Here is a 12,357-nt window from a genome sequence, read left to right on the forward strand (position 1 = left end):
CCGTCCGTGCGCGATGTGCGCCAACACGGGAATAGGGGCCGCCGGTCACGCGGGCGCACACTCGTGCGCCCCACGGTCCGATCAGTCCTCGTGGCCCAGCTGGAGGTCCCGTTCCGTGCGCCCCCCGCCCGCCACTTGGAGCACGGTCGCCACCGGTGGATAGCCGGCCGCGATCACCGTGTACTCGCCGGAGGACAGGTCGACGAACCGGAACGTGCCGTCGGGACCGGTGGTGAGGGTGTCGACGACGTTGCCCGCGGCGTCCAGCAGGGTCACGCGGGCGTCCTCCACGGGCCGTCCGCCGCTCGCCCGTACCGTGCCGCGCAGCACGGCGCCGCCGGCCAGCTCGACGTCCTGCCGGGTCTCGCGGGCGGCCTGGACGGTGACGGGGAGCGCGGCGGGGCGGAACGCGGGCGCGCTGGCGGCGAGGGTGTACTCACCGGCGACCAGTTCGGTGATGACGTAGCCGCCCTCGCGGCCGCTGCGGGTGCTGGAGACGACCTCGCCGTGCACGTTGGTGAGGGTGACCGTGGCGTCCCGTACGGGCGTGCCGTCGGCGGTGAGCACGCTGCCGGCGAGGCGCCCGGCGCCGCCGAGTACGACGTCCAGTTCGACGGGGCGCTCGCCGACGGTCACGGAGACGGCCTGCGGCTGGTGACCGCCCGCCGCCGCGATCAGGACGTACGCCCCGGAGCCCGGCGTGGCCAGCGCGTACCGGCCGTCCTCGCCGCTGGCGCCGCGCCCGATCTGCTGTCCGGCGACGTCGATGAGGGTGAGCGCCGCGCGCGGGACGACGGTCCCGTCGGGATGCTGCACGGTGCCGCAGACGGCGATTCCGGCGGCGTACGGCGAACGGGCCTGCGGGACGGTGGTGTTCACCTGCGCGCTGTCCGTCTCGGGGGTTCGGTAGGTCACCAGCGGTTTCTCCTTGAGGAAGAACGAGAGGAGCAGGCCTACGGCGAGCACGGGCACGAGGTACAGGAAGATCCTCGGCATGGCGTCGGCGTAGGCCTGGATGTAGCCGTCGCGCAGTGCCGGGGGCAGTGCGTGGACGGCCTGGGGGGTGATGGACTCGGCGTCGGGCAGGGCGGCACCGGTGCGCGGCAGACGGTCGGCCAGGGAGTCGGTGAGGCGGTCGGCGAAGAGGGTGCCGAAGACGGCGGCGCCGACGCTGCCGCCGATCTGCCGCAGGAAGTTGTTGGCGCTGGTGGCCGTGCCGAGGTCGGCGGGGCGCACGGAGTTCTGCACGGCGAGGATCAGGACCGGCATCACCATGCCCATCCCGGCGCCGAGGACGCCCATCCAGATGCTGTAGTGCAGCCGGGGCGTGTCGGCTTCGAGGCGGGAGAGCAGCCACATGCCGACGACGGAGAGGGCGCTGCCGAGGATCGGGTGGATCCGGTAGTGGCCGGTGGCGCTGATGAGCTGACCGGAGATGATCGAGGCGCCGACGATGCCGCCCATCATCGGCAGCATCAGCAGCCCGGACTCGGTGGCGCTGGCCCCGTCGACCATCTGCAGGAACGTGGGCAGGTAGCTGGCGGCGCCGAACAGCGCGACACCGAGCACCAGGCCGACCAGACCGGTGATGTTGAAGACCGAGTCGCGGAACAGCCGCAGCGGGATGAGGGGTTCGGCGGCGTGGTGCTCGGCGACGACGAACAGCGCGGTGGCGGCCACGGCGCCGGCGGCGAGGCCGAGGATGACGCGGGAGCCCCAGGCGTACTCGGTGCCGCCCCAGCTGGTCAGCAGGACCAGGCAGGTGGAGGCCACGGTGAGCAGCAGGGCGCCGAGAACGTCGAGCCGCGCCTTGACCTGGGGTTTGGGCAGTTTGAGGACGACGGCGACGACGGCCATGGTGACCAGGCCGAAGGGCACGTTGATGTAGAAGCACCAGCGCCACGAGAGGTGGTCGGTGAAGTAGCCGCCGAGCAGCGGCCCGGCGACGGAGGCAAGACCGAAGGCGGCGCCGATCAGCCCCATGAACTTGCCGCGCTGCCGGGGCGGCACGATGTCCGCCATGATCGCCTGGACGCCGATCATGAGTCCGCCCGCGCCGACGCCCTGCACCGCGCGGAAGGCGATCAGCTGGTCCATGGTCTGCGCGCGGCCCGCCAGGGCGGAGCCGACGACGAAGACGACGATGGCGAACTGGAAGACGCCCTTGCGGCCCAGCAGATCGCCGAGCTTGCCGTAGATCGGCAGTCCGACGGTGGCCGTGAGCAGATAGGCGGTGATCGCCCAGGACATCTTGTCGAGGCCGTGCAGCTCGCCGACGATCTTCGGCAGCGCGGTGGCGACGATCATCTGCTCCAGGGCGGCCAGGAGCAGGGCGAGCATCAGCCCGCAGAAGACCAACCGCACCCGGCGCGGGCCGAGTTCGGCGGCCGGCGTGGGCGGTGGCGCCGGAAGCCTCGGGGGCGCCACCGCCGCGACCGGTTCGTCCTGCACCAGAGTGGTCCCGCCCACGTACCGCTCCCCTCGTCGCGCTGCTGCACCATTACCGCGTAAAAGCGACAACTGCCAACAAGCGCGGCGAGTTACGGATCCATGCCGGCGGAACCCGAGTTCCACTCGAACCGGTGAGGGACCAACGGCCTTTGCGGACCGGCCGCTTGGGCTACTTCTCCACCTCGGCGGCGAGCTTGTCGAGCATCGCGTCGTAGATCCGGGCGAGCCCCTTCGGCGCGAAGGTCCTCTCGAAGAAGCCGCCGACGCCGCCCGCGCCCTGCCAGACGGTGACCACGACGACGCGGGACCTGCCCTCGCCGGCCGGGGTGACCCGCCAGGTGGTGACCATGGAGGAGTTGCGGTCCTTCTCGACCAGTTCGCCCTCGGTCGGCTCGGTGACCTCCAGGAGGCAGTCGCGCACGCGCTTGCTGGTGGCCTGGAGCTTCCAGTGGACGACGGTGCCCTCGCCGTCGCCGCCCTCGCGCACCTCGTACTCGCTGAAGTGCTCGGGCAGCAGCTTCGCGCGTGTGCCGCTGTAGTCGGCGAGGGTGTCGAACACCTTCTCCGGGTCCGCCGCGACGACGCGTTCCGTGGTGGCCTCGACCTGCGCCATGGAGTTCCTCCAGCACCTGAGTTCTCGGGGTCGGGGCAAGCCAACCACCCCGGTCCCCGGCCGCCCAAATCGGGGGCACGGATGTGATCGATCGGGTTTCGGAGCGCGATCGGAGGTGACGCCCGCACGATCATGGGAACAGATGTTCTATTGTGGGGTCAGTGCTACCGAGGAGGCGTCATGCGCTGGGAGAACCTCGCCCTGGAATCCGGCGACAGCCCCGCCGACGCCGCGCTGTTCGGCGCGGACGCGGTGACCACCCGTACGTTCGACACCCCCGAGTTCGCCGGCATCACGTTCCACGAGGTGCGGGCCCGCTCGATCGTCAACCGGGTGCCGGGGGCCTCCCGGATGCCGTTCGAGTGGACGGTGAACCCCTACCGGGGCTGCACGCACGCGTGCGTGTACTGCTTCGCCCGCAGGACGCACAGCTATCTCGACCTCGACACCGGGCTGGGCTTCGACTCCCAGATCGTGGTGAAGGTGAACGCGCCGGACCTGCTGCGCCGCCAGCTCGGCTCACGCCGCTGGCAGGGCGAGCACATCGCGATGGGCACCAACGTCGACTGCTACCAGCGGGCCGAGGGCCGCTACCGGCTGATGCCGGGCATCCTGACCGCCCTGCGCGACCACGCGAACCCCTTCTCGATCCTCACCAAGGGCACGCTGATCCTGCGCGACCTGGACCTGCTGACCCAGGCGGCCCGGGTGACGGACGTCGGCATCTCGGTCTCCGTCGGCTTCACCGATCCCGAGCTGTGGCGCACCGTCGAGCCGGGCACGCCCGCGCCCGAGCGGCGCCTGGACGTCGTACGGACGCTCGGTGAGCACGGCATCGGATGCGGGGTGCTGATGGCGCCGGTGATCCCGTTCCTGGGCGACCACCCGGCCCAACTGCGGGACACCGTGCGGGCGATCGCGGCCTCCGGGGCCACCTCGGTGACCCCGCTGGTGCTGCATCTGCGTCCGGGGGCGCGCGAGTGGTTCATGGCCTGGCTCGGCCGGGAGCACCCGCACCTGGTGCGCCGCTACGAGCGGCTGTACGCGGACGGCGCCTATGCCCCGAAGTGGTACCAGCGCCGGATCACCCGGCAGGTGCACGAGCTGGCCGAGGAGTACGGCATCGGCCCCACGCGCGCGGGCGCGCACCGCCGGATCCGGGAGCCCGATTCCGCCCCGGCGGCGGTGGCCGAACAGACTCAACTTTCGCTCATCTGAGAGCGTTCTGTCCGAGAGCGTTCGAGCGCAACTCACGGCCCAATCGGGTCAAGAATTGGCGGAACACGTTCTTACAGGTGCTCACTCCGGGACGATCCGGCGAGGGCCGCGGGACTCGCGGTCCACAACCCTCCGTCCTGGGAGGACCCCCCATGAAGAAACGTGCAGCCGCGCTGTGCGGCGCCGCCGTGGTGGTGGCCGGGACCTTCACGGCCGTCCCCGCCCGCGCGAGCGCCCCGGACGCCACCGGGCCCACCTGGAAGAAGTGCGCCACCGCGAACCATCCGACGCTCCAGTGCGCGTCCCTGGAGGTGCCACTGGACCACGCGGACCCCGGCGGGCGGAAGATCACCCTCCCCCTGTCCCGGGTCCCGCACACCGCGAAGACGTACCAGGGGCCGCTGCTGGTCAACCCGGGCGGTCCCGGCGGCAGCGGTCTGGCCCTCGCCGGGTTCGTCGCCTCCTCGCTGCCCAAGGCGGTGGCGGCCCAGTACGACGTCATCGGCTTCGACCCGCGCGGCGTCGGCGGCGGCGAGCCGGCGCTGAACTGCGCTCCCGGCCACTTCGACCCCGTGCGCGCGGACTCCGTGCCCGCCACCGCGGCCGTCGAACAGGCCGACCTCACGCGCGCCAAGTCCTTCGCCGACGCCTGCGGCAAGAAGTACGCGCGCGAGCTGCCCCACATGAACACGCTCAGCGCCGCCCAGGACATCGACTGGATCCGGCGCGCCCTCGGCGCCCCGCGGATCAACTACTTCGGCTACTCGTACGGCACCTACCTCGGCGCGGTGTACGCCAAGCTCCATCCGGACCGGGTGCGGCGCATGGTCCTCGACTCCGTCGTCGACCCCACCGGTGTCTGGTACGAGGCCAACCTCGCACAGGACCACGCCTTCAACGACCGCCACCGGGCCTTCATGGCCTGGGTCGCCGAGCACGACGCGACCTACCGGCTGGGCACCGATCCGGAGAAGGTCGAGGCCGAGTGGTACGCGATGCGGGCGGCGCTGGCCGAGAAGCCCGCGGGCGGCACGGTGGGCGCGGCCGAACTGGAGGACACGTTCCTGCCCGGCGGCTACTACAACGGCTACTGGCCGCACCTCGCCGAGGCGTTCGCCGGGTACGTCAACGACGGGGAGACCGCCCCGCTGGTCGAGGCGTACGAGAACTTCGGCGCGGCCGACGCCGCCGAGGAGAACGGCTACAGCGTCTACACCGCGGTGCAGTGCCGGGACGCCGGCTGGCCGCGCGACTGGGCACAGTGGCGCAAGGACAACTGGGCGGTGCACGAGAAGGCGCCGTTCATGACCTGGAACAACGCCTGGTACAACGCTCCCTGCGCGTTCTGGCCGACGGACTCGCTGGGGCCGGTGGACGTGGCCAACGACAAGCTGCCGCCGGTCCTGCTGTTCCAGGCGACGCACGACGCGGCCACGCCGTACCAGGGCGGCACGACGGTGCACAGGCTGCTGCGCGGCTCCAGCCTGGTGGTCGAGCAGGAGGGCGGCAACCACGGCATCACGCTGAGCGGGAACACCTGCCTCGACCGGCATCTGTCGGCGTATCTGACCGACGGCACGGTGCCGCGCGGCCGCGGGGAGACGGACGCGGTGTGCGCGGCGCTGCCCGACCCCAAGCCGCTGGTCGCGAAGTCCGCCGGTGAGTCGCAGGGTTCGACGCTGCACAGGCTGCTGGGTTTCCGCGGCTGAATCACGAGGTGACGGCCCGTCGGGGGTTCGGCCGGACCCATGGTCCACCATGGACCCATGAGTGAGCCGACCAGGATCCCGGCCCCCGAGGGCGTCGCCGCCGCCGAGCAGTACTCCCACGTGGTCACAGGCACCGGCCGTTTCGTCGCCGTCTCCGGACAGCTCCCGCTCGACGAGCGCGGCGAACTGGTCGGCGCGGGCGACCCGGCCGCCCAGGCCCGCCAGGTCTTCGAGAACCTGCGCCGCTGCCTGGCCGCGGCCGGCGCCACGTTCGGCGACGTCGTCAAGCTCACCTACTTCGTCCGGACATCGCGCACATGCCCGCCATCCGCGCGGCCCGCGCCGAGCACATACCCGGCGACCGGCTCCCGGCCGCCTCGGCCGTGCGGGTCGCCGGGCTGGTCCGCCCCGAGTACCTGATGGAGATCGAGGCGTTCGCGGTGGTGGCCGCGTGACCGGGCCGCACGTCCGGGAGCCGGCCCTCGCCGACTGCGCCCGGGTGGCCGAGATCCGCGTCGGCGGCCGGCCGGGCGCCCACCCCTGAGGAACAACACCGCCGCCCGCCGCTTCTCCGAACGGGAGGGCTTCGCGGCGGACGGCGCCGGAGAGCCGTTCGAGGGGGAGGGGGTCCAGGTGCCGGAGGTGCGGTACGCACGGGAGTTGACTGGACGCGGGGTAGCCCACCCGGTGCGGCCGTACCCCCCTCATCCCCGCCGCTGCCCGGGAATCCGCGCCAGCGCCGCCACGGCCGCCTCCGCCAGCGCCGGATGCGCCAGGGCCTCGTTCAGTACGGGCCCGGCCCGGCTGTCGCCCAGCTCGCCCAGCCCCTCCACGCACGCGAGGGCCACGCTCCGGTACGGGTCGTGCGGGCGGAGCCGGCGTCGCAGCGTGGTGATCAGGGCGGGGACGGACTCGGGGGCACGCAGCTCGACGAGCAGCCGCACCGGGTGCAGGGCGTAGGCGACCCGCCGTTCGTTCGTGGCGAGGGCCGCCGCCGCGCGGCCGGTGCGCGGGTCGCCGAGCCGGGCCAGAGCGTGGGCGGCGGACGCGCAGCGCGGTGGATCACGGTGGTTGAGGAGCAGGACGAGGGACTCGAAGGCCCGCCGGTCGCCCGCCGTCCCCAGCCGGAACGCGGCCAGCTCCCTGGCCCACAGCGGCCGGCCGGGCGCGACGAGCACTCCGGCGATTTCGCCGTGGTCCTCGGTCGCCACCAGCCGCTCGTACTCCGCGGAGCCCCCGGACTCCCGCCGTAAGCGCTCCGTGAGCGATCGCAACTCTTCGTCCATGACGCGAGCGTACAAACGATCTCGGCGTCCGGGACCTACATCACAAAGACAAAGGGCTGGCGCGCTCGTTACCCGCGAGTTAAGCTCATTGGAGCGAGTTACCCACTCGTATCACTGCTCGCGACGGCCTGGTGACGCAGCCGCCGCGAGAGCAGTCGGTTCGGTACGTCAGGTACCGCAATGCGACTCGGCCACGGGACAGGGCCGGTCGGTCATCACCGTTCCTCGGACGTGTGCACGTCCGCAGCGACGGCACCGGGCGTGTGCGCTTGCAGCCCGGCATCACCCGCACTTCTCACGCACCTGGTGCGCCCTCGGCGCACCCGGGCGCGTTCCCAGTCGTCACCTCATTTCCAGGAGTCCCGCGATGGCCACTCCCCTGTCCGACCGCCCGCTGTCCCCGCTCCAGACCATTGCCGTCGTCGGCCTCGGCACCATGGGCACCGGCATCGCCGAAGTCCTGGCCAAGGCCGGCCGCGAGGTCGTCGGCATCGACATCAGCGAGGCCCAGGCGGTGCGTTGCGTCGCCGCCCTGGAGTCCTCCACGGCCCGCGCCATCGAGCGCGGCCGCCTCACCGAACAGGAGCGCGCGGACGCCCTCGCCCGCGTGCGCACCTCCACCGACCTGCGGGCGGCTGCCGACGCCGACCTGGTGATCGAGGTGGCGCCGGAGTCGTACGAGGTCAAGCACCAGATCTTCCGCGAACTGGACGGCGTCGTGCGCCCGGAGACGATTCTCGCGACCGGCACCAACGCCCTGTCCGTCACGCGCCTGGCCGCCGACTCGGCCCGCCCGGAGCGCGTGCTGGGCCTGCACTTCTTCAACCCCGCGCCGGCGATGAAGCTCGTCGAGGTGGTCTCCTCGGTGCTCACCGCGCCGCAGGCCGTCGCCACGGTCACGGATCTCGCGATCGAGCTGGGCAAGGAGCCCGTGGCGGTCGGCGACCGGCCCGGATTCGTCGCCGACGGGCTGCTGTTCGGCTATCTCAACCAGGCCGCCGCGATGTACGAGGCGAGGTACGCCTCCCGCGAGGACATCGACGCCGCGATGCGGCTCGGCTGCGGACTGCCCATGGGCCCGCTCGCCCTGCTCGACCTGATCGGCGTCGACACCGCGCGGACCGTCCTGGAAGCCATGTACACCGCGTCCCGCGACCGGCTGCACGCCCCCGCGCCGATCCTGAAGCAGCTCAGCGAGGCGGGCCTCACGGGCCGCAAGGCGGGCCGCGGCTTCTACACCTACGAGGCCCCGGGCAGCGCCACCGTGGTGCCGGACGCGCTGACGCCTCAGGAGGGCGGGAACCTCACGCCGGGCCGCCCGGTCCGCTCGGTCGGCGTCGCGGGCTCCGGCACCATGGCGTCGGGCATCGCCGAGGTGTTCGCGAAGGCGGGCTACGACGTGGTCCTCGCCGCCCGCAGCGAGGAGAAGGCGCAGACGGCCAAGGCCCGTATCGGCAAGTCCCTGGCGCGCTCCGTCGACAAGGGCCGGCTGACCGCCGAGGCGGCGGCCCAGACGCTGGAGCGGATCACCCCGGCGGGATCGTACGACGCGTTCGCCGACGTCGACCTGGCGGTCGAGGCGGTCGCCGAGGACCTTGAGGTCAAGCGGCAGCTGTTCGCCTCGCTGGACAAGGTCTGCAAGCCGGGCGCGGTCCTGGCGACGACGACCTCGTCGCTGCCGGTCGTCGCCTGCGCCCGGGCCACCTCGCGTCCGCAGGACGTGATCGGCATGCACTTCTTCAACCCGGCACCGGCGATGAAGCTGGTCGAGGTCGTCCGAACGGTGCTCACGGCCGACGACGTCCACGCCACCGTCCGCGAGGTCTGTGCCAAGGTCAGGAAGCACGCCGTCGACTGCGGCGACCGGGCCGGATTCATCGTCAACGCCCTGCTGTTCCCGTACCTGAACAACGCGATCAAGATGGTGCAGGACCACTACGCGTCCCTGGACGACATCGACGCGGCGATGAGGCTGGGCGGCGGTTACCCCATGGGCCCGTTCGAGCTGCTGGACGTGGTCGGCCTGGATGTGTCGCTGGCCATCGAGAAGGTCCTGCACCGCGAGTTCCGCGACCCGGGACTGGCCCCGGCACCCCTGCTGGAGCACCTGGTGGCCGCGGGCTGCCTCGGCCGCAAGACGGGCCGCGGCTTCCGTGAGTACGCCCGCCGCTAGGGGCGACCCGTGGATCAGTCCGGCTCCGCCGGCCGGCACGGCGCGACCCCGCCGGGCCGCGTCGCGGGGACCCGGCCCCTGGCGGGCGAGGCCGGGAGCGCCGGGGCGGGTGACCCCGCCGACGCGCGTGCCCGGCCCCGTGCCGCCGGCCCGCTCCCCGAGGGGCCGCCCGGCCGGCCCGGCGACTGGTTCAGGACGGGCGGGGAGTGGGGCGGGCTGCTGGAGCCGGGCAGCCGTTCCCCGGCCGCCCGGCCCGGTACTCCCCCGCCCGGCAGGGGCGGGGGAAACCCCGGACCTGCGCATCGAGCTGCGCACATGCAGTACGTTCAGGGCATGCCCCAGCCCGCCAGGTCCTCACGTACATCCGCCACGCCCGACGCGCCGGAGAGCGCCGCGGGCGGTCGCGCCGCCGCCCAACGGCTCAAAATGCGCCGGGAACTGGCGGCCGCGGCGATGGAGCTGTTCGCGACCAAGGGCTACGAGGCGACCACCGTCGACGAGATCGCGGCCCAGGCCGGGGTCGCCCGCCGCACCTTCTTCCGCCACTTCCGCTCCAAGGAAGAGGCGATCTTCCCCGACCACGACGACACCCTGATCCGGGCCGAGGCGGTGCTCAACGCGGCGCCCGCGCACGAGCACCCGCTCGACACCGTGTGCCGCGGGATCAAGGAAGTCATGAAGATGTACGCGGCCCGGCCGGAGATCTCGGTCGCCCGCTACAAGCTCACGCGCGAGGTGCCCACCCTGCGTGAGGCCGAGATCGCCTCGGTGGCCCGCTACGAGCGCCTGTTCACGCGCTATCTGCTGGGCCACTTCGACGAGCACGCGCACGACGACGACGCCAACGACGACCCGCTGCTGGCCGAGGTCGCCGCGTCCGCCGTCGTCACCGCGCACAACCACGTCCTGCGGCGCTGGCTGCGCGCGGGCGGCCAGGGGGACGTGGAGGCCCAGCTGGACCACGCCTTCGCGATCGTGCGCAGGACCTTCGGGGCGGGCATCGGGATAGGACGTTCCACGCCACCGGGGCTGGCCCCCGCGTCGGTCTCGGGGCACGGCGAGGTGCTGGTGACGGTCGCCCGCACCGACGCCCCCCTCGACGAGGTCATGCGGACCATCGAGGAAGCGCTCAAGGACCGCTGAGCGTCCCCGCGCTGTGACGACGGCCACCCCGCCCGGGTGGCCGTTTTGGCATGTCAGGGCACCTTTTCAGCGCGTTCCAAGACCCGATTCGATCGATCATCGCTCATTTGTTACGTAAAGATTTCATCTGAGAGCAAGTTCTGGCACCCAGTGCCTTGCCGGATGACACGGGGTGCCATACGTTGAAGTAGTCCGGGCGGCCGGCGTGCAGCGACCTTTCGTACGCCGGCTGTCCCCGCAAGCCTCCCCGGCCTGCGCGCCCGGACGCCTGCGTCACAGGCAACCTCCCGCGCCACAAAGCGCTGCCGGACAAGCACCACCCGCCGAACCGACGGCACACCCTCATCCCTCAGCAGCACCGACGTAACCCTCAGCGTCCCCTCCCTCAGGGGCGTTCACCGCCGGAGGCAACACCGTGACCGTTAAGGACATCCTGGACGCGATCCAGTCGCCCGACTCCACGCCGGCCGACTTCGCCGCTCTGCCGGTCCCCGAGTCGTACCGGGCGATCACCGTGCACAAGGACGAGACGGAGATGTTCGCGGGCCTCGAGACCCGCGACAAGGACCCCCGCAAGTCGATCCACCTGGACGAGGTGCCGGTGCCGGAACTCGGCCCCGGTGAGGCCCTGGTGGCCGTCATGGCCTCGTCGGTGAACTACAACTCGGTGTGGACCTCGATCTTCGAGCCGCTGTCCACCTTCGGCTTCCTGGAGCGCTACGGCCGGCTCAGCGAGCTGACCAAGCGGCACGACCTGCCGTACCACGTCATCGGCTCCGACCTCGCGGGCGTCGTCCTGCGCACGGGCCCGGGCGTCAACTCCTGGAAGCCCGGCGACGAGGTCGTCGCGCACTGCCTGTCCGTCGAGCTGGAGTCCAGTGACGGTCACAACGACACCATGCTCGACCCCGAGCAGCGCATCTGGGGCTTCGAGACCAACTTCGGCGGCCTGGCCGAGATCGCGCTGGTGAAGTCCAACCAGCTGATGCCCAAGCCCGCCCACCTGTCGTGGGAGGAGGCCGCCGCCCCGGGTCTGGTCAACTCCACCGCGTACCGGCAGTTGGTCTCCCGCAACGGCGCCCAGATGAAGCAGGGCGACAACGTCCTCATCTGGGGCGCGAGCGGTGGACTCGGCTCGTACGCCACGCAGTTCGCGCTCGCCGGCGGGGCGACGCCCATCTGTGTCGTCTCCAGCGAGCAGAAGGCCGAGATCTGCCGGAAGATGGGCGCCGAGCTGATCATCGACCGCACCGCCGAGGACTACAAGTTCTGGGAGGACGAGCACCACCAGGACCCCCGGGAGTGGAAGCGGTTCGGCAAGCGCATCCGGGAGCTGACCGGCGGCGAGGACGTCGACATCGTCTTCGAGCACCCGGGCCGCGAGACGTTCGGCGCCAGCGTGTACGTCACGCGCAAGGGCGGCACCATCGTCACCTGCGCCTCGACCTCCGGGTACGACCACCAGTACGACAACCGCTACCTGTGGATGTCCCTGAAGCGGATCATCGGCTCCCACTTCGCCAACTACCGCGAGGCCTGGGAGGCCAACCGCCTCGTCGCCAAGGGAAAGATCCACCCGACGCTGTCGAAGGTCTACCCGCTGGAGGAGACCGGCCAGGCCGCCCACGACGTCCACCGCAACGCCCACCAGGGCAAGGTCGGCGTGCTGTGCCTCGCCCCCGAGGAGGGCCTCGGCGTGCGCGACGAGGAGATGCGCGCCCAGCACGTCGACGCGATCAACCGCTTCCGGAACATCTGAGGGGC

General features: G+C 71.8%; 8 protein-coding genes and 1 pseudogene. 6 read left to right on the plus strand and 3 right to left on the minus strand.

The window, feature by feature from the left end; translation table 11 throughout:
* Positions 1–81 precede the first annotated feature (81 nt).
* Both ACFV6X_RS00065 and ACFV6X_RS00070 read right to left on the minus strand, forming a co-directional pair.
* Positions 82–2,469 carry an MFS transporter gene (locus ACFV6X_RS00065; RefSeq protein WP_385375235.1) on the minus strand — a complete coding sequence of 796 codons (2,388 nt, stop codon included), beginning with the start codon at positions 2,467–2,469 and terminating at the stop codon, positions 82–84.
* Positions 2,470–2,620: 151 nt separating this feature from the next.
* Complete coding sequence (locus tag ACFV6X_RS00070; RefSeq protein ID WP_385375238.1) at positions 2,621–3,064, minus strand: SRPBCC family protein; 444 nt, start codon at positions 3,062–3,064, stop codon at positions 2,621–2,623.
* Between the two features lie 180 nt (positions 3,065–3,244).
* Here ACFV6X_RS00070 and ACFV6X_RS00075 point away from each other — a divergent pair, with 180 nt between their 5' ends.
* From ACFV6X_RS00075 to ACFV6X_RS00085, 3 genes and pseudogenes are all read left to right on the plus strand, one after another.
* Positions 3,245–4,282 carry an Rv2578c family radical SAM protein gene (locus ACFV6X_RS00075; protein WP_385375241.1) on the plus strand — a complete coding sequence of 346 codons (1,038 nt, stop codon included), beginning with the start codon at positions 3,245–3,247 and terminating at the stop codon, positions 4,280–4,282.
* A gap of 152 nt (positions 4,283–4,434) precedes the next feature.
* Entirely contained in the window at positions 4,435–5,991 is a 1,557-nt protein-coding gene (locus tag ACFV6X_RS00080) for an alpha/beta hydrolase (RefSeq protein WP_385375244.1), read from the plus strand.
* Positions 5,992–6,048: 57 nt separating this feature from the next.
* Positions 6,049–6,446 (plus strand): annotated as a pseudogene (locus ACFV6X_RS00085) (RidA family protein).
* 249 nt (positions 6,447–6,695) lie between these two features.
* On the opposite strand, the gene ACFV6X_RS00090 reads toward ACFV6X_RS00085, so the two are convergent.
* Complete coding sequence (locus tag ACFV6X_RS00090) at positions 6,696–7,277, minus strand: adenylosuccinate lyase (RefSeq protein ID WP_385375247.1); 582 nt, start codon at positions 7,275–7,277, stop codon at positions 6,696–6,698.
* A 367-nt stretch (positions 7,278–7,644) separates the two neighbouring features.
* Here ACFV6X_RS00090 and ACFV6X_RS00095 point away from each other — a divergent pair, with 367 nt between their 5' ends.
* The 3 genes from ACFV6X_RS00095 (at position 7,645) to ccrA (ending at position 12,352) form a co-directional block, all read left to right on the plus strand.
* Positions 7,645–9,450: a 3-hydroxyacyl-CoA dehydrogenase family protein gene (locus ACFV6X_RS00095; RefSeq protein WP_385375250.1), complete on the plus strand. Its 1,806-nt coding sequence runs from the start codon at positions 7,645–7,647 to the stop codon at positions 9,448–9,450.
* A gap of 333 nt (positions 9,451–9,783) precedes the next feature.
* Positions 9,784–10,593, plus strand: a complete 810-nt coding sequence (locus ACFV6X_RS00100; RefSeq protein ID WP_385375253.1) for a TetR family transcriptional regulator — start codon at positions 9,784–9,786, stop codon at positions 10,591–10,593.
* Between the two features lie 415 nt (positions 10,594–11,008).
* On the plus strand, positions 11,009–12,352 hold the full coding sequence (gene ccrA / locus ACFV6X_RS00105) for a crotonyl-CoA carboxylase/reductase (protein ID WP_385375255.1): 1,344 nt from the start codon (positions 11,009–11,011) through the stop codon (positions 12,350–12,352).
* Positions 12,353–12,357: the final 5 nt, after the last annotated feature.

Origin of the sequence: Streptomyces sp. NPDC059861 (genome assembly GCF_042731435.1) — a bacterium.
GTDB lineage: Bacteria > Actinomycetota > Actinomycetes > Streptomycetales > Streptomycetaceae > Streptomyces.

What these genes read in the sequence shown, in the direction of transcription:
- ACFV6X_RS00100 (WP_385375253.1), top strand. Translation starts at nt 9,784, where the DNA reads ATGCCCCAGCCCGCCAGGTCCTCACGTACATCCGCCACGCCCGACGCG.
- ACFV6X_RS00075 (WP_385375241.1), top strand. Translation starts at nt 3,245, where the DNA reads ATGCGCTGGGAGAACCTCGCCCTGGAATCCGGCGACAGCCCCGCCGAC.
- ACFV6X_RS00080 (WP_385375244.1), top strand. Translation starts at nt 4,435, where the DNA reads ATGAAGAAACGTGCAGCCGCGCTGTGCGGCGCCGCCGTGGTGGTGGCC.
- ACFV6X_RS00090 (WP_385375247.1), bottom strand. Translation starts at nt 7,277, where the DNA reads ATGGACGAAGAGTTGCGATCGCTCACGGAGCGCTTACGGCGGGAGTCC.
- ACFV6X_RS00070 (WP_385375238.1), bottom strand. Translation starts at nt 3,064, where the DNA reads ATGGCGCAGGTCGAGGCCACCACGGAACGCGTCGTCGCGGCGGACCCG.
- ACFV6X_RS00095 (WP_385375250.1), top strand. Translation starts at nt 7,645, where the DNA reads ATGGCCACTCCCCTGTCCGACCGCCCGCTGTCCCCGCTCCAGACCATT.